At 38.6% G+C, this 24,222-nt stretch carries 18 protein-coding genes; 11 read left to right on the plus strand and 7 right to left on the minus strand.

Going from position 1 to position 24,222, the window contains the following annotated elements; genetic code table 11:
• Positions 1-54: 54 nt before the first annotated feature.
• From MWU78_RS05885 to MWU78_RS05915, 7 genes are all read right to left on the minus strand, one after another.
• The gene (locus tag MWU78_RS05885; RefSeq protein ID WP_246995885.1) at positions 55-867 is read right to left on the minus strand and encodes an alpha/beta hydrolase family protein; all 813 of its coding nucleotides are present in this window, start codon (positions 865-867) and stop codon (positions 55-57) included.
• A gap of 231 nt (positions 868-1,098) precedes the next feature.
• Positions 1,099-1,707 (minus strand): YkgJ family cysteine cluster protein, encoded by a 609-nt coding sequence (locus MWU78_RS05890; protein ID WP_246995887.1) that lies wholly within the window; start codon positions 1,705-1,707, stop codon positions 1,099-1,101.
• 137 nt (positions 1,708-1,844) lie between these two features.
• Complete coding sequence (locus MWU78_RS05895) at positions 1,845-3,605, minus strand: arylsulfatase (RefSeq protein ID WP_246995889.1); 1,761 nt, start codon at positions 3,603-3,605, stop codon at positions 1,845-1,847.
• Positions 3,606-3,716: 111 nt separating this feature from the next.
• A complete protein-coding gene (locus MWU78_RS05900; RefSeq protein ID WP_246995891.1) occupies positions 3,717-4,871 on the minus strand; it encodes a sialidase family protein in 1,155 nt (384 codons plus the stop codon).
• 36 nt (positions 4,872-4,907) lie between these two features.
• Complete coding sequence (locus MWU78_RS05905; protein WP_246995893.1) at positions 4,908-5,969, minus strand: sialidase family protein; 1,062 nt, start codon at positions 5,967-5,969, stop codon at positions 4,908-4,910.
• A 371-nt stretch (positions 5,970-6,340) separates the two neighbouring features.
• On the minus strand, positions 6,341-7,063 hold the full coding sequence (locus MWU78_RS05910) for a ribonuclease activity regulator RraA (RefSeq protein WP_246995895.1): 723 nt from the start codon (positions 7,061-7,063) through the stop codon (positions 6,341-6,343).
• Between the two features lie 25 nt (positions 7,064-7,088).
• Entirely contained in the window at positions 7,089-8,054 is a 966-nt protein-coding gene (locus MWU78_RS05915) for a TIM barrel protein (RefSeq protein ID WP_246995897.1), read from the minus strand.
• 133 nt (positions 8,055-8,187) lie between these two features.
• Here MWU78_RS05915 and MWU78_RS05920 point away from each other — a divergent pair, with 133 nt between their 5' ends.
• The 11 genes from MWU78_RS05920 to MWU78_RS05975 all read left to right on the plus strand — a co-directional run bounded on the left by MWU78_RS05920 (position 8,188) and on the right by MWU78_RS05975 (position 24,033).
• Positions 8,188-10,497, plus strand: coding sequence for a chondroitinase-B domain-containing protein (locus MWU78_RS05920; protein WP_246995899.1), 2,310 nt, complete (start codon positions 8,188-8,190; stop codon positions 10,495-10,497).
• A 308-nt stretch (positions 10,498-10,805) separates the two neighbouring features.
• On the plus strand, positions 10,806-11,576 hold the full coding sequence (fabG, locus tag MWU78_RS05925; protein ID WP_246995901.1) for a 3-oxoacyl-ACP reductase FabG: 771 nt from the start codon (positions 10,806-10,808) through the stop codon (positions 11,574-11,576).
• A 100-nt stretch (positions 11,577-11,676) separates the two neighbouring features.
• Positions 11,677-12,111: an RbsD/FucU family protein gene (locus MWU78_RS05930; protein ID WP_281503798.1), complete on the plus strand. Its 435-nt coding sequence runs from the start codon at positions 11,677-11,679 to the stop codon at positions 12,109-12,111.
• Positions 12,112-12,476: 365 nt separating this feature from the next.
• Positions 12,477-14,531 carry a polysaccharide lyase family 7 protein gene (locus MWU78_RS22545; protein WP_348647058.1) on the plus strand — a complete coding sequence of 685 codons (2,055 nt, stop codon included), beginning with the start codon at positions 12,477-12,479 and terminating at the stop codon, positions 14,529-14,531.
• A gap of 74 nt (positions 14,532-14,605) precedes the next feature.
• Positions 14,606-14,983 carry a cupin domain-containing protein gene (locus MWU78_RS05945; protein WP_246995905.1) on the plus strand — a complete coding sequence of 126 codons (378 nt, stop codon included), beginning with the start codon at positions 14,606-14,608 and terminating at the stop codon, positions 14,981-14,983.
• A 195-nt stretch (positions 14,984-15,178) separates the two neighbouring features.
• Entirely contained in the window at positions 15,179-15,688 is a 510-nt protein-coding gene (locus MWU78_RS05950; RefSeq protein ID WP_348647062.1) for an SDR family oxidoreductase, read from the plus strand.
• A gap of 567 nt (positions 15,689-16,255) precedes the next feature.
• Entirely contained in the window at positions 16,256-19,438 is a 3,183-nt protein-coding gene (locus MWU78_RS05955; RefSeq protein ID WP_246995908.1) for a TonB-dependent receptor, read from the plus strand.
• Positions 19,439-19,448: 10 nt separating this feature from the next.
• Complete coding sequence (locus MWU78_RS05960) at positions 19,449-20,798, plus strand: RagB/SusD family nutrient uptake outer membrane protein (RefSeq protein WP_246995910.1); 1,350 nt, start codon at positions 19,449-19,451, stop codon at positions 20,796-20,798.
• A gap of 209 nt (positions 20,799-21,007) precedes the next feature.
• A complete protein-coding gene (locus tag MWU78_RS05965; protein WP_246995912.1) occupies positions 21,008-21,715 on the plus strand; it encodes a FadR/GntR family transcriptional regulator in 708 nt (235 codons plus the stop codon).
• A gap of 239 nt (positions 21,716-21,954) precedes the next feature.
• Positions 21,955-23,238, plus strand: a complete 1,284-nt coding sequence (locus MWU78_RS05970; RefSeq protein ID WP_246995914.1) for an MFS transporter — start codon at positions 21,955-21,957, stop codon at positions 23,236-23,238.
• A 30-nt stretch (positions 23,239-23,268) separates the two neighbouring features.
• Entirely contained in the window at positions 23,269-24,033 is a 765-nt protein-coding gene (locus tag MWU78_RS05975; protein WP_246995916.1) for an SDR family NAD(P)-dependent oxidoreductase, read from the plus strand.
• Positions 24,034-24,222: the final 189 nt, after the last annotated feature.

Consider the following 24,222-nt stretch of genomic DNA (forward strand, 5'->3'; position numbering starts at 1 on the left):
TCTCAAATCCGAACCGTCAAAATAGGCAAGGGTAATAAAAATCTATGGCCAGCGTCAAGATTTAAAGAAGGCATCAAAATATAATAATTGGTATTGAATGGCATTTGCCCAATAATCCCAATTATGGCTTCCCGGGCGTTCTATATAATCATGAGGTATATTTCGTTCCATCAATTTTTGGTGCATTCTTTTATTGCCGTCATAAAAGAAATCATTTATCCCGCAATCAAATATGAGTTTCAAATTGTCCCCTTTTAACAAATTCACCATATTGATTACGGTATTATCTTCCCAATTGCCTCGATTTACGGCATAATCGCCCAAGCGTTTGGACAGGTCCCAATTTTCAGGAAAAGGACGTATATCCAGGCCCCCGCTCATACTTCCGGCTGCACCCCAAACATCCTGATGCCTAAAGGCTAAATAAAATGCGCCATGACCACCCATACTCAAACCAGTAATTGCCCTCGACTCCCGCTTTGCCAAAGTACTGTATTTTGTATCTATAGCACTTATAAGCTCCCTTGAAATATAAGTCTCATATTTCATTTCCTCGTCTATGGGGCTATCAAAATACCAACTTGTTTTGCCGCCATCCGGGCAAACAATAATTATATTATAGGTGTCGGCATAATCCTTTATAGCCGAGACTTTAGTTGCCCAATCCTTATGATTCCCTCCTGCCCCATGCAGCAAATAGAGTACCGCTAAACGTTCCTTTTTCAGTACGTAACTATCCGGTAAAAATACCAGATTGGCAATGGATTTATTCATGGATTTGCTATTGACATGTAAAGTATCCACCTGCGATGCAAATGCACCAAATACAGTAAATAGAACTACCAGCACAGTCAAAATTCGTCTCATTTTCATGCAATTATCTTTTAAACCTATTCTAATATTTAGTTTGGTTATGTACCCCAATTTTAGGAAGAGACAGATTCTATCTCCATTAAATTGCCCTAATAGATACCATTTTCAAAACTAGGAAAAAAAGACAAAACACAGTTAACAAACCATATAAAATGAATTCAGAGTGGGGTATATAGATTTTCCCCACAAAAACTTTGAACACACCAATTAAGTACAAATTAAAGATTATGCTATAACCTTATACCCTTCAGGAAAGGGACGGTAGGCATAATACTGAAGCACTTCCTCAATAGCGGCCTTCATGGCCTTATTGATTGGAAGAATACTATTGCCCAACCTAAAGTCGATTTGATTAAGGTTCATATAGTAGTCTGTAAAAATTGGCACGTATAGCCCATTTTTCATTGCCTCCTTGGAATTTTCATATAGTTCGGACTGGTTTTCCTTTATAATCTTACAGGTGGCCAAGCGAAGTTCTCCCAGTTTGTCCCTACTTGCCCCAAATCCAAATAGTCGGCATATTAGTCCTCTATACTTATAATCATCACATTTGCCACTATTATTATCCAAAACAGATATTGGACGATATAAATGGCAAATGGAACTTTCACTAACCTTTAATTCCTCTAAAGTAGTTTCTGCCTTCCCATTCAAAAAAAGGTTAAAAGCCCAAGGCAAAAATTCCAATGGGGAAGCATCAATATCTGGATGGGTGCAACACTTGCCACAACCAGCCTTACAGCCCAGACCCGTTTGGGATTGAAAAGTAGCGATTTCCTGATCTAAACCAGCAAATAACTCCTCAACTTCTTTTACCCTACGTTCTATAGACATTATTTTTTTTTGCGCGAAGGTACACCAATAAAGGTATGGTTCAACAAATATTGCCTAAGTTACGATAAGATAATTCATGACCTAAAGTTAATGGGAAACAGCAATTTGAAAAGGACCTTAAATAATAACAAAATTGGCTAATCCACTTTTTCCATTTCCATCCAAAAAGGGAATATATTCTTATTATCCACTGCATAAAAAGGTATAAGATTACCAACCATTTTAGGGAAATAGACCTTTTTCATTTGAATAACATCTGTATTGCCATTTTTATTCTCTATCTGTCTAACCAGGGTATTGGCTTCCAAAACCATTCTTCCATTCCCCATTACCGGTTTTACAAACTTATAGGTAATATCATAATAACCTTCTTCAATCTCAACATCCCAGTTACCGTAAACTTCTTCCTGATTCCATATACCCCTTTCGCCCCCAGCATCGTTCCTATTGAGTATTATTGGGTTTTCATTTGGGGTACCTACCCTAATTCTTGGAGGGTGTACCAAATTTTCCGAGAGGATCAACTCATTGTATATTTTGTCCATTTCCCCTTTAAGGTCCATTGCCAATGCCTTGTTTTCGTTCACCAAGTCCCATTGTTCATATGGATCTTTATTAAGGTGAAACAACTCAAAATCTTCAATTGCGGCATTGTAATCGGTTTTCCCCACCAATTTATACCCTCCCTTCTGTATGGCCATATTATTATACAACTCTGGATAACGACGGGACCAATAAAAAAACAATGACCGATCGGCCCAATCCACACGCTGCCCCTTTATTAACGGAAGTAAACTCCTTCCGTCGATTACCCTGTCTTTAGGCATATCTACACTACATAGGTCCGATAAGGTAGGAAAGACATCCAAATGGGCGGTCATGGTTTCCACATCTTTGTTGCCCTTGGTAATTGCGGGATATTTCAAATAAAAAGGTACCCGAACCCCTCCATTGTATACATCTCCCTTAAGGCCGCGCATACCTCCTACATATCTTGTTTGTTGGGGACCATTATCTGTCATGAAAATTACAAGCGTGTTTTCTGTTAGCTTCAAGTCTTTCAATTTTTTGAAGAGCTTCCCTAGATTGTCATCAATATTATTGACCATGGCATAGACCTTTCTTGCATCTTCCTTATCTTTTTCGCTCATTTTTGAAAATGGCTTTCCGTCCTTGTCAAAACCGGAAGAAGGATCTATGTCCTTGTACTTTTGATAAAAGGAATCAGGAACTTGCAAAGGAGTATGCGGTGCATTAAATGCCAAATAACAGAAAAAAGGGGACTCCTTATTTTTATCTATAAAATTGATGGCTTGATCGGTAAAAATATCCGAGCAATACCCGTCAAAGGGTTCCTGTTGGTTATTGTGCCAAAGTACAGGGTCAAAATAACTTTTATCCCCTTGGAAATAAGTGGTAATATCTCCAACCTGTCCCATACCTCCCGATAGATGGATTACTGACTCGTCAAAACCTTGGTCACTGGGTCTACTTGGATAATTATCCCCCAAATGCCATTTACCAAAAGCCCCGGTACTATAATTGGCCTGCTTCAACATCTCGGCTATGGTAACCTCATTGGAAGCCATAATGGCTCCGCCATTATAGGTATCCCTCATGCCTGTCCTTAGCGAATAACGCCCTGTCATTAAACTAGACCTGGTTGGGGCACAGACAGGAGAAACATAAAAATTATTGAACCGCACACTCTCCCTGGCCAAAGCGTCTATAACCGGAGTTTTTACATGTGGGTTTCCGGTAAACCCCAGATCCCCATAGCCCTGATCATCTGTAATAATCAAAATTACATTGGGACGTTGATTCTTCTGGGCATAGCCAATAGAAGTAAGCCCCAAAATCATTAAGAGAAAAATACAATGCCAATGCTTTAAGTTCATAATTGTTGGTTTCAGGTTTTGTTGATTATTTTTTTTAATGAAATTGGAATACAGATTACCTAATTTCCAATAAATCTATGTTAAATGCCTATTTAAAAGCAAGAAATGCTATTAATTATTTTCAGGTTTAACTATCCAATCCCAATTCAGGGTGGTTAAATCGGTTACCGCCAACCCAGTACCATGTACCCTGTTACCAGCGCAGTGCCCTAATATAAGATTTCGCGGATCCGTAAAATACAAGGCGGTATAACAATACCAACCTTCAGGGTCTGTTGCAATATTTTTAATGTTTTCCCATGTTTTTCCCTCGTCCTTGGAGATGGCAATGGTTAAAGGGGTTCTTTTACCTTTTATAGTGGTATCGGAACCATCGTTGTTGTTCCACACCATGACCCAGTCCTTAGTTCCAGGTACTTTCTCTATAGTAGCTGGCGAAAGCGGGGAATAAATAGAACTGGGCTCAATGTGACTCCAGCTTGCCCCTCGATCTTTTGAAAAAGACAGCTGCTGTACGCCACCGCTTGCCCTAATATACATCATTATACGGCCATCATTCAATTCTATAAGACCTGGTTCCTGGGTAATTATTTCGGTATTATTAGGTACCATTGCGCTAGAAGTCCAAGTTTCACCATTATCATCGGAGTAATAAGAAAATAAATTGCCCCGTCCACTGAAGCCCTTTTCTGTAGTGGGGTGTTCCGCCACTGCAAACATCAAACGCCCATCCTCCAACTGAATAACCCTGTCATTATTCAGAACAAAATATCCTTCTTTGTCTGTGATACACGGAATAGGTGAGCTCCAGCTCTTGGCTTCATCGGTAGATATCCGCATCATGGGAATACAATCTACCGTACTATTCTTCCTCAGGTAAAATAAGGCAATAGCACCATTTTGAAGTCGTAACAAGGAAACCGACATTACGTTCATTCCGCCTTCATTGGACAACACCACCTCATCCTGCGCACTCCATGTATTTCCATTATCCTGTGAATACCTACTTGCCAAATGTGCAGGGTCATGGTCGGACCCAGTACCTTGAGTATAATGGGTATATACAAATAAAAGATTACCATTTTTTAACCTAATGAAATCGCCCTCGCTGTTGCGGGGGTTATCCGCCGAAGGCCTTAGACTCAATACTGTTTCAGGCCCTTTGGAGTGCGATATTTTGTTGTTTGCCTTATTGGTTTTGCAAGAGAAAGCAATTCCTAACAACACCCAGATAAGTATGGTACTTGGAAGAATTTTTATATTCATTGTTGGATTTTAGAAGGTAAACTTATGTTATGTTAATCATTTAAGTTCAACCAAGGGGATTTCAGCAAAATAAATAGAGGTTTTTTCGGTCTCGTGAGAAGAATAGTAGCTCATATAAAGGGTATCATTTTCGAAAACAAAACCGGGATAACTGCTATCGGAATTCGATGGCAATTTCAACACCTCCTTAAAATCTCCATTTTTACCAAAAGAAATCAGTCCGGTATACTCCCTATTAATTCTTCCCCCTCCAATATATTGGCCCCCGCCTATTGCTACAAAGTCAGGACCTCCAATAAAGTATGGCGATTCCGTAAAGTTCCAGTCCGTATAAGGAGGACTACTTTTCCCCAAATACGCCAAACCATTTCCTTTTTCCCGCCTAACCAGCATTAACAACTCCCCATTGTTCAAAAAGCGGATTGTAGATTCATTGGGATTTCCTTCAATTCCCAGATCCGCAATTATTTCATAATCCACCCCGTTGGTGGTTTTAACCAATTTTATGGTCGTCTCATTTTCTCCTGCCTCATTTTCCTTTCTGGAATACATGCCTCCATATCCCGTACCCTCATGCCAGGTAAGACTCCAGAGCCAATCGAACTTAGTTTTCATAATGGAATCATATTTAATGGGTTGTGGCGTGGAAAATTTGGTCCCTTTACTATTGGAGAAAGCTACATGGGGTATCCCCCCCAACAAGGTCTTGCCTTCATAAATAGACCCCCCCATTGTGGCCATAATGAGTCCCTCAGGCGTAACCGATAATTTGGGATCCCTTAAATCAAATCCGTTGAGGGCAATTTGATCAACTTCTTTCCAAGCCTTGCCATCTTTAGAGGCAATAATTTTTATTACTCCATCCTTTCCATACACATGTTTTTCACCTGATCGAAATGCACAATAAAAATCACCTTTAAACTTGATTAGGGAAGTAAAGGCGTTGTAATTATCATCGGAATAGATCTGGGATACTTTGATTCCTTTTGGCTGGTTCTGCGAAATGCTATTAAAAGTGACAAAAAAGATTATAAATGATATGGTACCAACTATTGCTTTTTTCATTTCTATGGGCTTGGATTTGATTAATGTTGCCATTTATTAAAGGTTGGTTTGTCATAATCGCTTCCCCAAACTTTATCACTTATAAATCATAATATTTCAACGGACAATAGCCTGTAAAAAATCTTCTGCTATGTAAACTTCCTAAATTATAAAATATATGCGTTAAAAAAAAAGAAAATACCATCCCATAATCATATGTTGGTAACAGAAAAAATAGGAACCAATTCTTAGTAATTACTTTAGTATTGAATTGATTAATTGATATAAAACCAATTGATACACGAACACAGGGTACCAGACATTATAGGAAAATAATTTTACACTTCCAGAATCGAGCTAAAACCCTGTAGAAATAGGACAGTCCTTTTGCTTAGTTACCCCTGTTCAAGAATACTATAGTTATGTTATTCTTTATTTTTATTAGCACTCCAAACCTTAAACTCTTCGGCAATTTTATTATCCACCAAAGGGTACAGTCCAATAATTGATCGACCATTTTGCACATTTTCCATCACAAATTCCTCGAATAAGGTCATTTGCAAACATTCGTCGGCCACCTCATCGGCAATACCGGCAGGGATTACCATAACCCCATCATCGTCCCCAACCAAAATATCCCCCGGAAAAACAGCTACATCGCCACATCCGATGGGTTCGTTAATAGCAATTGCCTGATGCAAGGTAAGATTGGTAGGTGCTGATGGTCTATTGTGATATGAGGGAATATTCAACTCGGCAATTTCAGCGGAATCACGGAAACCCCCATCTGTTACAATTCCAGATACCCCTCTTACCATTAATCGCGTAACCAATATGGATCCCGCAGAAGCGGCTCGGGCATCCTTTCTACTATCAATAACCAAAATAGCGCCTTTTGGACACTCTTCAACTGCAACCCTCTGCAAATGTTTAGGATCTTTGAAGACTTCAATCGTATTTAAATCTTCACGGGCCGGTATATATCGTAGGGTATAGGCCTCCCCTACCATGGTAGGCTTTCCCAGTTTTAAGGGTTTAATGTCCTGAATAAATTGTTTTTTCAACCCTTTCTTAAAAAGACAAGTAGCAATGGTAGCGGTACTAACTTTTCTTAATTTCTCTTTTGTAGAATTTGTTGTGTGTTCCATTTTGTTATGCCTTTGTTGTCCCTATTTATTCCGCTCTTTGCCAAGCTTCCTGAAGAAAGGTCAAATCTTTTTTCATTTGGGCAAAGACTACTTTTTTGTCTATGGTAATCTCTTTCGCTCCGTGCTCCGCACCACCCAATCCGTACTCCAGGTGTAGGGATACGGGCACGTTTATGTTGTATTTTTTAAGCAAGGAAAAGTAGCGGTCAAAATCTACCATCCCTTCCCCTAGCGGAGTATTGATAGGCTTCCACTGCCCATTCACGGTTCCCCATTTAAAATCTTTAATGACTATGGATTTGATATAAGGACTAATAAGTCGCAACCCGAGTTCCCAACAACTGCCCCCTTCCACAACAGCGTGTCTTATGTCATATTGGCAACCAATATTTACATTTTTGGTAGCCTGAAGAATAGGTGGCAAATCCCAAATGGGGGCCCCTACATGGTTCCCAGCATGATTTTGATAACAGCCGATAAGACCCAGATTCTTATTAAACTCCTCCAAATTTTTAAACTGTTGGCCATAGATGGCCTGACTTTCCGAAATTTCCCTATTCTCCGGATAGCTTAACCATCCTGTGCGATAATGGGAAAGTCCCAACTTACTGGCTATTTCCAATACAGTTCTTTGTTCCTTATTTTCAACATCAAGGACGTTTGTGGTCATCATCTTAGGATTCAGACCATGTTTTTTCATGGCAGAAACTGCCTTGGGCAAATCATCAGCTACTTTCTCAGGCAACACGTGCCCTTGGGGCCTTACGGTCAAATCCAATCCATCAAAACCCATTTCCGCCGCTGCTTCCGACATATCATTATAATCTAGAAATTGCAGATGTTTAGAAAACAAATGCACTTCCAAGGAATTCTTAAAAGGCATATTAGAATTGAACATTGCTTTATCAAATGCCATTAGCGGTATGGCAGTACCGGCTATGGCGGCAAGCTTAACAAAATCTCTTCTGTCATAAATAATCTTATTCTTCATTTTTTAGGTCACTTTATAGGTTATTACACAGTTTTTTTGTTAAAAATTTGTCAGTCCAACAAATATACATATATTTGGTAAACCAAACTGGTTAACCAATTTTAATTCTAAGTGCTACCTAAATGTATTAATTATGACAAGACTAGTAACATTAATGTGCTTTTTGTTTCTTATCGGTGCTTGTGGGGGTAAATCCAATGTTAATACTAAAACAGTAAGCACTCCTGAAGAACTTGAAGTAGCTATAAAAAATGTACAAGCTGGTGATGACATTGTGTTGGCGAATGGTATATGGAAGGATGTCCAAATTAAATTTTTAGGCGAAGGCACAGAAGACAAGCCAATTACAATTAAGGCTGAAACACCTGGAAAAGTTTTTATTGAAGGCGTATCCGATTTAAAATTTGGAGGAAAGTATTTAGTAGTCGATGGTCTACACTTTAGAAATGGTCATTCTCCAAGTGATGCAGTAGTAGAATTTAGGGTGGACGAAAATACAATAGGCAATCACTGCACCATTACCAATTGCGTTATTGAGGATTTTAATAAAATGCATCGCGATGACACAGATCTCTGGGTTCTATTCTGGGGAAGACACAATACTCTGAGCAACAATTACATTGCCGGAAAAACAAATCGTGGACCAACGATTAGGGTAGACTTGGAAGGCAATGAGAGCATAAATAATTACCATAAAATAATTAATAACCATTTTGGGCCAAGACCCCCTAAGGGAGGTGCCAGTGGCGAGACCATTCAAATTGGCAACAGTTTTTCTTCTATGTCCCCAAGTTTTACAATGGTTGCCAATAATTTATTTGAAGAGTGCAACGGTGAAGTTGAAATTATTTCCAGCAAAACCAACTTCAATGAGTTCAGAAATAATGTCTTTTATAAAAGCGAAGGTTCTTTGGTAACAAGACATGGCAATTACTGCACTATTGATGGCAATTACTTCATTGGCGATGGTAAAAACGAAAACGTAGGAGGTATCAGAATAATCAACACAGGGCATTGGGTAACCAACAATTACTTCTATAATATAAAAGGAAAGAATTTTAGAAGTGCCTTGGCCGTGATGAACGGAATTCCAAAATCGCCCCTTAATAGATACAATCAGGTTACAGATGTAGTGGTCGCTTATAATACCTACATCAATTGCGATTCCCCCTGGCAATTCGGAGTTGGTCAAAATTTAAGTCAGGAAGATGTTCTGCCTTCCTCTGAGATTCGCTCTGCCAGACCAATAAGGACCATTATTGCAAACAATGTAATATATAATGAAAAAGGTGATACTTCACCGATTGTGGAACACGATAAGGCCGATGGTGTTACCTTTAGAAGCAATGCCATCAATAATCATGGTGTCAACATTCAAGCTTATGATGGATTGGAGGCCGTAAGTTTTGAGGTTAAAGAAATTGCAGAAAATATCCTTATCCCTTCCTCCAAAATTGCTATTGAACCATACCACGGGTTCGAATTTGAAAAAATATCCAAAGATTTGGTCGGCAATTCCAGAGCTAAAAACAACTCCATTGGAGCCTTTGCCACTACGGATTTTAAAGACCCGAACATTTTGGACAGGTCCAAATATGGTCCAAGCTGGTATTCAACTAAAGCTGAAGCTTCTGAACCTAAAACTATAGCTGTAGGCAAAGCAGAAAATCTACAATCAAAAATCAATGAAGCGAATAATGGGGATATTATTTTGCTGGAAGAAGGAATTTATGAAATCGAGAAATCCTTGATAATCAACAAAAAGTTGACCATTCAATCTTCAGATGAGTCAAAAGTTGTGCTAAATTATTCAGGAACAGAAAATTCGCCATTATTCGAACTTCACCCTAAAGGATTCTTAAACCTAAAAAATGTAACCTTAAAAGGAAATAATTCCCAATATGCATTCGCCAGTTTAAAAGATAATATGTTTACACATTTTGGATTAACAGTTTCCGATTGTGACATCAGCGATTTTAATTATGTATTAAAAGTCTATAAAGAGTCCTTTGCAGAGCGTATCACCTTTGAAAATACTTCAATATCAAATTGTGAAAATGGTTTGGAACTATCCGAAGAAACCAATGATAAAGGAGATTATAACACTGAATATCTCACAATAAACAATTGCAGGTTCAACCATGTAAAAAGCAATGTGATAGATTACTATCGCGGGGGTTATGACGAATCTACCATTGGCGGAAATCTGTTGGTCACCAATAGCACCTTCACCCAATGTGGATCAGAAGAAAAAACTGGCATTCTGATTAATTCCCACGGAATTGTAAATGTAGATATTTCCAATAATACGTTTAACAACAATCCGGTAAAACTGGTGGCGTTACTTTGGGGAGCCAAAAACAATTCACATTCAGACAATCGGATAAACAATTCCGGACAAATCAGGGTTGAGGAGAATTTAGAAATGAAATTAATGTATTAAACCAATCTCCCTATCATTAACGCATCTTGCATGGGTTACATCCAATGTTTCTAATTAAAAAGAATTAAACTAAAATTATAACCTAATAAAATACTTGTTAAAGTATCTGAGCCTATGGAAATTGAGTTTTGAACCAAAAATAAAATTGAATCCAAACCATAAAAAATTATCTCATCAGTAGCAATGTTCTTAGTCCTTTGTCTTTTCCTAATATTTAACAGCTGCAAGTATATCTGTACGTGACGACTCCGTGTCGGATGAAGGCTATTTCACTAAAAATGACTAAATTAAATTAATTAATAAAAAAAATGAAAAACAATAATAAATTAGCTGGCAAAAATGTTCTCATAACCGCTGGTGCTCAAGGAATTGGAGAATCGATCACCAGACACTTTATCGACAGCGGGGCTAATGTAGCCATCCACTATTTTTCCAGTGCAGATACAGCCAACCAACTGGTCGAACACGCAGCTGGCAAAGGGCAAAAAGCGCTTGCTATATCTGGTGACTTAACAAAGGAAGCCGATTCAAAGGCAATGGTCGAAAAAACAATTGAAGCATTTGGTGGCCTAGACATACTGATTAATAACGCGGGGTCACTTGTTGCACGTAAAATGCTAAGTGAAATGGAGGCTGAGTTCTGGCACAAGGTTATGGATATTAATCTTACATCCATGATGTTTGTAACACGGGCTGCAGCTCCTTACCTAGCAAAAAATGAGAACAGTAGTATTGTTAATTTGGCATCACTGGCTGGGCGTAAAGGTGGGCACCCAGGGTCGTTGGTTTATTCTACCAGCAAAGGTGCTATTTTAACGTTCACGCGGGCGCTGTCCGCAGAATTAGGACCTCAAGGCATACGCGTCAACGCGGTTGCCCCAGGGCTTATTTTGGGCACTTCATTTCACAACACCCACACATCCAAAGAATCAGCAGCTGCAACAACAGCAGGCATTCCGATCCAACGAGCTGGTAATGCAGCCGACGTAGCACGAGCAGTTTTGTATCTGGCGTCCGAATACGATGGCTTTATTACAGGCGCAACACTAGACATTAACGGTGGTGTTTACAATATGTAGTTCCCTATTGAATCATATATAATTGATTGTTATAAATAAAACACCAAGGTGTTATAAAGCTACTCATGTTTTTTAATTCACCTTTTTTAAGGATAATATTATGCTAAAAACACCCGTAATACACCCAACAATTATGGAGGCGCTTGCACGTTCAGGTCATTTTGCACAAGTTGTCATTGCTGACGGAAATTTGCCAGTCGGTGCTATGAAGGGCCCTAACTCGACAACCGTACACCTCAACTTTCGTCCAGGACTATTAGATGCTCTCACAGTACTTGAAGGCATACTGGAAGTCTGCCCTGTTCAAGGTGCGATCGTTATGGAAAAGCCTGCTGAAGCAAATGCAGAAATACATGGTGCCTATAAAAAATTACTGGGTGAAGTATCGTGGATCGAGATGGAACGATGGGCTTTCTACGACAAAATCAGAGAACCTGCCACCACTTTAATTATTCAAACAGGTGAACAGCGACGATTCGCTAATTTGATACTAACTGTCGGTGTCGTAAAAATGGCTGAAGAAAGCGAATTTTAAGAAGAAAGTATCTTATTTATAAATTCCTTTTTAAGTCCCCTAATACAACATTCGCCCTACGTAAAATTAACATTTGCCGAATTACTAATTTCACGGATAGAATATTATTAATTAGGGATAAAATAGGTCGATTTAATGTTAAATATTTGGTGGTGCCATAAATTTGTGTATTTTTGGTAAACCAATCTGGTAAACCAATTTTACAAATGTACTTTCGCTTGGTTCTTTCGTGGCTTTCGCTATGGTATAATTGCAGGTAAAACCATTTGTTAGTAGGTTTCGTTTACATAATGAAGAAATTATCCTAACAGTCAAAAAAAAACTTGACTTTAAACGGTTTTTATAGTTAACATAACCCATATAATATGAACTTTAAAATATTCCATTCGGCTACCGTACATTATTTTCTCATGATAAGTACATTTTTGCTAATTTTTGGTTGTGCCGAGAACAAAAAACAAAAATCTACAGACAATACTGAAAACGCAGCTATAGGTCGTAGTCCAAACGACATCATTCCATTTTTTCAACATTGGAATTTGATCCTAGGTGATGGCTCTAATGTAGGCCAGGCTCTTGACTATGAGAACAAGAATTTCTTTTATACTGCGAGTGATGATCATGGGGATTGGGTCGTATTTAAATCTCCAAATGCTGGAAATACCCATGGCACCTCCAATAATACAAGAACCGAATTGGCCCAATTAAAGAAGTGGTCACCAATGACAGAAGCTACTATGAAAGCTACCTTAAAGGTAATGAACGTGTCAACTACCGGTGATGCCCGCGTTGCTTCAACGTATTCAGTAGTAGTGGGTCAGATTCACAGCGCAGATGGGCATGAAAACGAACCACTTAAAATCTTTTATAAAAAATTTCCTGGGCATGAAAAAGGCTCTGTCTTTTGGCATTACGAAATAAATACTGCAGGTGATGATAATTCCAAAAGGTGGGATTACTCCTATCCTATATGGGGCTATGACTTTTCTGTTGTCGGTACTGATGAAAACACCTATCCACCTGAACCAGTTGACGGAATTGCTTTAGGTGAAGAATTCACTTATGAAGTAGTTATTAAGGAAGGTATGATGTATCTAACATTCACGAGTGAAGGCCATGAGACCAAAAAATTCACAAAAAATCTTATTTCCTCTGAATATGCAAATCGTTCGGACATGCCAGAGCAAACCGAAAAATTATTTGTACCCATAGGGCAGGATGGCCTCGAGCGCAAAGAAGCGTATACCGGTGAGGGCCTATTTTTCAAATTGGGCACGTACAACCAAACCAACGGAAAAGACCCTAAAATCAATAAAGTCTGGTGTTCTGGTGCCGAAACCCATGGTGGTGATCTACAAAAACAATATGCCGATGGTAATTACGCTGAGGTATGGTTTAAATCAGCAGATATTACAATCAGCGATGATGCCATTTCAAATGCAGGTTATTTCGAAGCAAATGATGGCCTAAGTACCAAAACGGTTTATCCCAATGAGGTGATTCCATTTATGGATAAATTTAAAATATTGCTGGGTGACGGTAAGGAGGTGGAAGATATCACGCAGTTCGAACACAAAGATTTCTTCTACACTATAATAGACGGTACAAGGCGTTGGGTAGTCTACAAAACTCCCAATTCTGGTGTCACGTCAAAAAACTCCAGTAATACAAGAACCGAGCTACACGAAAAAAGAGAATGGCTCCCTGAAGAAGGTGGCAAACTAACAGGTACCTGCAAGGTAATGCAGGTATCCATTTCTGGCGATGCCAGAGTAGCTGCATCTTATTCCACTGTTGTGGGGCAAATTCACAGTGGTGAAGGACATGAAAATGAACCACTTAAAATATTCTACAAGAAGTTTCCTGGTCACACCAAGGGTTCCGTTTTTTGGAATTATGAAATCAATCCAGTAGGTGATGATAATACAGGCCGGTGGGAACATTCCTATGCCGTTTGGGGGAACGATATGTCCGTCATTGGGAAAGGTAAAAACGACTTTCCTGCTGAGCCTAAAAATGGCATTGAATTAGGTGAAGAATTTAGTTATGAAGTAAATGTTTATAAAGGAATCATGTATCTAACCTTCAAAAGTGAAAATCACGAAACCAAAACATTTACCAAAAATCTAATTTCATCAGAATATGTAAAAAAGTCGGACTTCCCAGAACAGATGAAGCTTTTATTCGCCCCCATAGGGCAAGACGCCATTGAACGTGCCACTGCCTATAGTGGAGAATTGAATTATTTTAAACAAGGCGCATATAACCAGACCAATGGAAAAAGTCCAGAAACCAACATGGTTTGGTTTTCAGGTGCGGAAACCTACGGAGGCGATATCGCCAAACAATACGAAAACGGATGTTATACGGAAGTATGGTTTAGGGAAGCAACCGTAGGTCAGGGCACACCCCCAAAGTAAATCGATTTGATTCATATAAAAGAGTTGACCGTTATTAAAAAAAGAGTAAAGACTAATTAAAATCAAAAAAAAAAATGCAACGATTTAGTGAAAAGTACATCACCTCAAAAGAAATGGAATGGGAAGAACTTGGAGGAGGAGTATCAAGACAGTTTTTAGGGTACGATAACCAAATTATGATGGTAAAAGTGAAGTTTGAAAAAGGAGCATTAGGTTCCCCACATAAACATTTTCATACACAAGCTACCTATTGTGCTTCAGGAAAATTTGAATTTGAAATTAATGGAGAAAAGAAAATTGTAGAAGCAGGAGATGGAGTTTATATTGAACCTAATCTATTGCATAGTGCAGTTTGTTTGGAAGAAGGGATACTAATTGACACATTTAGTCCTGTAAGGGAGGATTTCTTAAGCGGTGGTGAGGTATCTTATTTTGGAGATAAGAAGTCATAATAAAAAAGCCGCCCTTTTCGGGAAGACTTTATGTTATAAACAGCACATATGAATTTTAAAGGAAAAACAGACATTGCTACTGCTGGAACCAGGGATACAGGAAAGGCCATTTCCATAAAATTGGAATAGGAAGGCGCCAAGGTTGTAGTAAAATACAACAGTAAGGAGGCAAATGCCAAATAAACACTGAACACAATTAAATCGGCCGGTGGCGAAGCCATAATTGTCAAGGCGGATGTGACCAAGAAAGCTGAAGTTGATAGACTGATAAAGGAAACAATTAGCAACTATGGAGAAACTATAGACGTTTTGGTAAACAACGCCGGTGGCCTAGTGACCAGTAAGACATTAGCTGAGATGGACGCAGCCTTTTTTGACAAGGTGATAAAATTAAATCTTAATACTACCTTTCTTGTAACACAAGCAGTGCTGCCCCATATGAAATCTGGGGCCTCTATAGTAAATATAGCCTCCCAGGCGGGCAGGGATGGTGGCGGCGGCGGATTCATTGCTTATGCTACATCAAAAGGAGCCATTATGGCCTTCACCAGAGGTTTGGCCAAAGAGGTAGGCCCTAGGAACATACGGGTAAATGCCCTTTGCCCTGGAATGTTCGCCACCACCTTTCACGATACGTTCACTACAGATGAGGTACAGGAGAAAGTAGCGGGAATTACCCCACTACGTCGAGAAGGCTCAGCATAAGAAATTGCAAATGCAGTGGCTTGCCTGGCTTCATCAGAAACATCATTTATTACAGGTGCAAACATCGATATTAATGGCGGACTTGTCTTTTCATAAAATTGCTTCAATGCGAAATTGATAATATCTTTACCTTTAAATTATCACCTCCAAAAATTTAACAAACAAAAATTGCAATTAAATTTTTAATTAACAATTAAATAACATATATTTGGTAAACCAAACTGGTTAACCAATTTGGTTTACCAAAGGAAACTAAAAACTTTAAGAACCATGTTAAGAGAAAAACACTTAAAAATAAACCTTAGGATTTGACAAAAAAAAGGACGGGTGCACACCCATCCTTTTGTAAAAAATTTACTTCATTCTGAAGGGAAGTAATAACCTAGACATGTAATAATTTATTATAACACGCCTACTACAAAGATAAAAAATACATTGACTTGTATACAGATTGCGTGAATTAGTAAATAGTGGGAAAAATGTGAATGCACAAACACATTTAAAATCTGATCTCAATTGTGGAAATTGAAATCTAAAATTGACAATTCTAACTCAATACAAACACCAATGAATTTAAAAAAGAAACTCATTTTAGGAGCATTATTGCTCATGAATGTTGCACTGTTCGCCCAAGATGGCTATATACTGTCTGGAACGGTAACGGACGCTGCAAAAGTGCCAGTACCTGGAGTGAATGTAATTATTGCCAATACAACTACAGGAACGGCAACCGACTTTGATGGAAATTACCAAATTACGGTAAAAAACGGGGACGTACTACAGTTTTCGTCCTTGGGCTTTGTGACCCAATCCATACCTATTACAAATCAACAACAATTGAACATCACCATGCAAGAAGATGCAAGTCAACTTGATGAGGTTGTGGTAGTTGGATATGGTACTATTAAAAAATCACATCTTACCGGAGCGGTAGCGAAAGTAGGGGGAGATGAAGTTGCCGCTGTTCAAGTGGCCCGTGTGGATGATGCCCTGGCAGGAAAGTTATCTGGGGTAAGGATTCAAAATCAAAGTGGAGAACCTGGTGCGGATCCAAAGATCCAAATAAGGGCAGCTTCATCTGTTTCAGGTGACTCAGGGCCGTTAATTGTTGTTGATGGTTATCCAATTTCAGGTAATCTGGCAACCGTTAACCCAAACGATATAGAAAGTTTAGAGGTGCTAAAGGATGCCGCCTCAGCTGCTATTTATGGTTCTTTGGGTGCCAATGGTGTTATTTTGGTAACCACCAAAAAAGGAAAAGCAGGGAAAGTTAATTTTAATTACAATTCATATACAAGCACCTCAAGCAAGTATGTGAAGGACATTGAGATGCTTAAGACCGCAGGCGAATGGGCAAGTGAATTACAAACAAGTGCTTATGACCTTTCCGAAACCGACCCAGGTTTATTGGCTTACAGACTGGATGCATATGCTAATGCGCCCGATGTAGTAAGTATAGAAGATTGGCTTTTCAAAAATGGCAGTACAACTAATCATGATTTTAGTGTAAGCGGAGGGTCTGAAAATATTAAAGCTTTTGCCTCACTTGGCTATTTGAAAACAGATGGTATAGTAAAGGGACAAGGTTATGAAAGATATAACGGTCGTATGAATCTAGATGCGAACTTGAGTTCCAAATTAAAGGCCGGATTGAGTATGAATGGTTATTATGGTAAACAAGATATTGTTCCTTGGGAAATGAGAGATCTTTTGAGATCATATAGCATTAGTCCTATATATCATACCCAAGCCTCCATAGATTTCGTTCAACAATTGGATCGGAATAGACAGGCCTTAGCCGATTCTGGTTTTACAGGAAACAATATTGGTAGATCATTTGACCAAGATTATAGAGGTATAGGTCTAGACCCTACAAGTATTTATGATTTGCAACCAGGTGATGTTGTCCACGATTGGCAATACGGTAGAAATCAAAATGGTATTGGAGGAACAGGAGATGCAGGTGTAGCGGCTAAGTTTGACAATTCGAGAAGATGGAAAAAGACATATTTTGGAAACGTAAGTTCTTATTTGCAATATGAAATTATAGATGGGTTAAATTTAAAAACCGTTTTCGGAGCTGATTTGGAAGATACTCAGACTTACGAATATCATGGAATATTGACGGATGGCCAACAACGCTCCAATCAATCTGAGTTGGATATAGCCAATTTAAAAAAATCTACCGTCTTAAGTACGACTACCCTGAGTTATGCAAAAGTACTTGCTGAGAAGCATGACATCTCCGCCGTTGCGGGTATGGAATTTGTAAATACCTATTATAAGGGACTTACATCAAATGGATCCAACGTTCCTTTTGCCTTGCCTTTAAATTATGAGTTTTTCGATCCTGCAGACGTTATTACCAATGAGGTTGATGAGACTCAGTCCAGAAATGGTTATTTTGGAAGAATAGCTTATGCGTTTGATGATCGGTATCTATTATCGGCATCCATTAGAAGAGATGGTGATTCCCGATTTGGAGCCAATGAAAAATACGCAGTATTCCCTGCACTATCCTTAGGCTGGAATATTCATAATGAATCTTTTTTCGGAGATGCCGATGCGTTCAGCCTATTTAAACTTAGGTTTAGTACCGGGTCATTAGGAACTGCTTCTTTCTTAGGCTCATACAACTCATTAAGCCTTTTGGGTACCTCTCCGACCGCTTTCGGGACAGGATTTCTAACTCCTGAGGATATAGCAAACCCAGATCTAACTTGGCAAACCAATAAGGAGACAAACTATGGTGTTGATACAGGGTTTATAAATAACCGTTTCAGATTGAGTGTGGATTATTATAACTCCGATGTCAAAGATATGTTGATAAATCAAAGTGTTTCTGAAGTTCTTGGAACACCTGCTATAAAACTTAATCGCGGTAATGTAACAAGTTCAGGATTGGAGTTTGAATTAAATGCAAAAATAGTTACCAATCAAAACTTCTCTTGGAATGTGAATGCCAACGTATCAACAGTTGAATCAGAAATTACTAGTCTAGGTAACCTTGATGAACTACCTAGACAAGTTTATGGTGGACCAAGTGGTAGAGGTCCTGAATTTAGAAACTATGTAGGAGGTGAAATTGGTGAAATGTGGGGGTATGAAACTGCCGGTCAAGTCGAATCAATATATATGGAAGATCCAACAAGAAATGTAGGATATCAAAGTGGTTTGTATTATGTAGTTGATCAAAACGGAGATGGCGAAATTACCTATGAAGGTGATTATATTAAATTAGGGTCCGCAACGCCAGATTTTTATTGGGGACTTTCAAGTTCCATGAACTTCAAGGATATTGATTTGTCGTTCCAGTTCCAAGGATCCCAAGGCGCAGAACTATACAATATAGACCCCATTTACTGGCAATCTCAATTTCGTGATGCTACTGGACCTAGTTTTGATGCTGATAATGATGGTATTGCTGACAATAATGGTCTACATTATGAACAGACCAGAGAGGCACATGGTTCAATGATTCAAGACGCTTCCTATATAGCCTTGAGAAACCTAACTTTAGGGTATACCCTTAATCCGGATTTAACCGACAAAATTGGCTTAAGTTCCATGAGAATATACCTAGCAGCTACCAATTTGTTGTATATAATGGCCGATGATTATACCTCATTAAACCCCGAAGGTGTAGAGATCGAAAATGATGGTTATGCGGGTCCAACCACCTACGGATACCAAGAAGGTGCGAGCCCTATTGTAAGAAGTTTTACTTTGGGTATAAATGTAAATTTTTAATTAAGAAATCATGAAAAAAATGAAAACTATATATCTAGCAATAGTGTCCGTGTTGTTGATAACGGCATGTGATAACGATTTGGACCAAACGCCGCCTTTATTACTTGAATCCAGCGCTTTGGAGGAATTTGGACCCGTTTTAAATGCCGCTTATTACTACCACACAGGTGCAGTAACACCACAAGCGGTAATGGGCGACTTTAGGGCAGACAATTTAACGTTTATATTTGATGACGAACCACCATACCCAGACTTTCACACTTACAATTCAGATTTAGGAGGGTTAGCTATTTCAGAAATATATTTTCGCCCGTTCTATAGGGATTTGTACAAGTCCATATTAAGTGCGAATAATGTCATTGAAAATTCTACTGACCCTACTGAGGTAGCTGAGGCCAAATTTTTAAGGGCTTTGTCCTACTTTAAATTGGTGATGGTTTTTGGTGATGTTCCTGTAATTTTAACTCCTCAGCCAGATGTATCAGTTATTCCTGATGTTGATCTTACAAGACAACAGGTTGCCGACGTGTACAATAACGTAATTATTCCAGACTTCCAGGCCGCAATAGCTGGTTTAGGCAATTCTGGATTGGCAAGTGGGCGCGCCTCCAAAATAGCTGCTCAGGGTTTTCTCGGAAAAGTATATATGTTCAGAGGTAATTTTAACGAGGCTGCACCAACGCTTGGAGCGGTTGTAAGCGGTGCTGCTGCTGTAGGAATAAGTTTGGAAAACGACTTTGCTAATGTTGTACTCGATCAGAGTTCAGAAATACTTTTTTCGACTAAATTGTCAAGTTCTATTCCAAACTCAAGTACAGGTACCGCGTTCGTGGGATGGTTTCAAGCCAAAGACACAAAGGCTGACCAAGATAACGTAACATTGAGCTTAATCGCAGCTTTTGATGCCAGTAGTGCCGCTGGTGGAGGTACGGATTTAAGAAAAGACTTAACTATTGATACGGCATTAAGAAGAGGTGTAAAATATACTGCAGATCAATTTGACCAGGATTTCATTGAACTGAGATTATCTGATGTCGTTCTAATGTACGCAGAAGCACTGAATGAAAATAGTGCTCCCGCAACAACTGTGCTTCCCTTGTTGGATCCAATAAGAACGAGGGCAGGTTTAAATAGTTTAACTGGGACAGTTAGCTCACAAGCCGATGTTAGACAGGCAATTGCTGACGAAAGAAGATTGGAGTTGGCACTTGAAGGGCATAGATGGTTCGATTTGGTAAGAACGGGTACCGTAGATGCGGAAATGGGAGCAACGATTAGCAGTAATTACCATGTGTTTCCAATACCAAATTCAGAAATTCTTGCAAGCGACGGAGTTATTACTCAAAATGATGGTTACTAAACATTAGTAAGATTTTAAATACAAGTAATTAGAGTTAGTTTTTAAATTGGAATTTACCGGCTCGAGGTCTGGCCGGTAAATTTCTTTAAACCGAAATACTAATACTTGTATTATGGAATCGTGATTTATTTATATTTCTTTTGGTTATTGATTTTATGTAGATTTGACAAACCAATTTGGTTAACCAATTTAAGCCTTACAAGATTAGCATGAAAATAGACATACATCCCAAAAATGAAAACGACACAATACAGAAAGAGATTATATCCAAAATCAGGGATTATATTAATTACAAGAACCTGGAGCCTGGAGACAAATTACCCTCTGAAAGAAAGCTTTCGGAAAAATTTGAAGTGAGTAGAGGAAATGTAAGGGAAGCTATTCAGACCTTGGAGTCTTATGGACTACTAATATCAAAACCGCAGAGCGGTACATTTATTGCCGATATCGGTCCCGTGGCAATGAATGGTATGATCACGGATATTTTGAGGCTGGAAAAATCAGATTTCAAATCATTGGTAGAAACAAGAATACTATTGGAATTGAAAACGGTAAGGTTGGCAGCATTGAGAAGGACCGAGGAAGATTTGAAACAAATAGAGGAGGCTTTGGAGGCCTATGCCGAAAAGGTGAAAAATGGGGAAGATGCCGTACAGGAAGATTTATTGTTCCACCTGGCCATAGCCAAGGCATGTGGCAACAGTACCATTAACACATTTATGTTAACTATTACTCCGGAGATCATCACCAATTTTACCAAATATCATGTATGTGATAAGAATATTGCATTTATTGGCATACAGGAACATAGGGAAATTTATGAGGCCATAAAAGAACAGGATCCTCAATTGGCCAAGGAAAAAATGAAAATTCATTTTAAAATGTTATACCAATATTGTTACAACATTAAAGATTAATAAAAACTTAGAAGAGGATAAAATTGCACAGTTTTATCGCTTTCGACATATAACTGAAGGGAAATAATGCTTAGAATAATAATTTAAATTTTTGTCGTATTTAAAAGACCCCATTAAATACGACATAAAAATTATAGTTATAATTCAAGTATTTGGATAAGCACAGGCAACTCGTTTACCTACTTTTTATTGCCAATACACAACATAGCAACAATAATAACAAACCAAAGCAAAATACTATGAAAATTAAAGGATTACGTTGGTTCATTATAGGTCTTATCTTTTTAGCAACTGTTATTAATTACATAGACCGAAGTGCTCTTTCCATTATGTGGGGTAATGAAAATGTTGAAGGATCCATATCGCATTCATTGGGCCTAACCAAAGAACACTATAGTTATATACTGAACATTTTCATGGTGGCATATGCCTTGGGACAATTATTCTCCGGCAAATTGTTCGATAAAGTTGGCACTAGAATTGGGTATGTAATAAGCATTGGTATTTGGAGTTTGTCCACCTTATTGCACTCAACCGTTAGAGGTTTTTTATCCTTGGCATTTTTTAGAACAACATTAGGTTTATCTGAAGCTGGAAACTGGCCAGGTGCCGTAAAAAGTAATGCAGAATGGTTTCCGATCAAAGAACGTGCCATAGCCCAAGGGTTGTTTAATGCCGGGGCTTCAATTGGGTCGGTTATAGCACCACCCCTTATAGCCCTTCTTTTTGTGGCCTATGGTTGGGAAGTTACGTTTATAATAGTGGGGGCCATTGGGCTTTTGTGGATTATTCCTTGGCTTTTAATTAACAAGGCAGGACCTAAAAAGCATCCTTGGATAACCGAGGAAGAGCAAAAATTTATTTCGGAAGGTCAAAGTATAGCCGATCAAAATGCCACTGAAGACCAAAAAGGACTAAGCCTTAAAGAATTACTTTCCCATAAAGAATCATGGTCCATTGTTGCGAGTAGATTTTTTTTAGAACCTATCTGGTGGCTATTTGTAGGCTGGATGCCCATATATTTATTTGATGTGTATGGCTTTAATGTAAAAGAGGTGGGAATGTTTGCCTGGGTTCCCTATGTAGGTGCAGCCATTGGAAGTATTGCAGGTGGCTACGTATCCGGTGTTATAATTGCCAAAACCAATTCAATAAATAAAGGTAGGAAAACCACTATTTTCATAGGTGGCATCCTTATGGTGTTAGGTCTTATTGCCACAATATTATTTGCGGACACACCAGAAAAATTTGTAGCGATTGTATTCATAGTTTTATTCGGATTTCAATTTGCCATAGGAAATATCCAAACACTCCCGAGCGACTTTTTCAGTGGTAAATCTGTAGGATCATTGGCTGGTTTAGGCGGGATGGTAGGAGTATTTTCTGTAATTATTATGAACTTTTTAGTTCCCATAATTGCAAAAGTGTCATACACACCTGTATTTATAGCCATAGCCATTTTTGTTCCGCTAGGAATAGGATCTATCTATTATTTCGCAAAAGATATAAAGTCAGTAGAATAATTTAATTAAAATATAATAACAATTAGAGATATGAGTAATTTAAACGGAAAAGTAGCAGTAATAACCGGAGCTACCGGTGGAATTGGTTTCGAAGTAGCAAAAAGATTGGGTAAAGACGGATATACCGTGGTATTAAACGGTATTGATAATGAAGCAGGAGTTCAAAGAATTAAAGAGCTTACTACGGAAGGCATCACCGCTGAATATTATGGATTTGACGTTACAAAAGAAGAAGAAGTAACAGCAAACATTAATAAAATTGGCAAGAAATACGGAAAGATTGATGTTCTTGTAAATAATGCTGGTGGACTTGGCGGAAGATCTAGGTTTGAAGAAATGACAACAGATTTTTACAGATTTGTAATGGCTTTAAATCTGGATTCAGTGTTTTTCGCTTCAAGAGCTGCCATACCTTATCTTAAAAAGGGAGATCTTCCTACCATAATTAACTATACATCCATTGCCGGTTGGAATGCCGGAGGACCTGGAGCTGGAATTTATGGAACGTCCAAAGCGGGTGTTCATGCAATAACCAGGGCATTGGCTAAAGACCTTGCCGAATACGGAATTAGAGTAAACGCCGTATCTCCAGGTACTATAGACACGCCTTTCCATACTGAAATTAAATCTACCAAACCTGAAGTTTTCGCTTCTTGGAAAAACAATATTTTATTGGGAAGATTGGGGCAACCTGAAGAAGTAGCTTCTGTAATTTCATTTTTGGCAGGAAAAGATGCTGCTTTCCTTACAGCCGAAACTATCCAAATTGGTGGAGGACAAGGTTTAGGAATCTAAAAACATAGAGAACAGAAAAGATTGCCTCCAGGTTTCACGATGATTTAACAAACATCAAAGTGGCTTCCGGAACACCCCTAATAAGATTAAGGTAGTGCAACGGAAGTTGTGGACTTGGTGGCATAGCTTGATTCCGTTGAGATTTCATTCCTTGTGGTAAGCAAGGTTAATAATAATGATGCGTTGGTA

Origin of the sequence: Arenibacter sp. F26102 (assembly GCF_023015865.1) — a bacterium.
Taxonomy (GTDB): domain Bacteria; phylum Bacteroidota; class Bacteroidia; order Flavobacteriales; family Flavobacteriaceae; genus Arenibacter.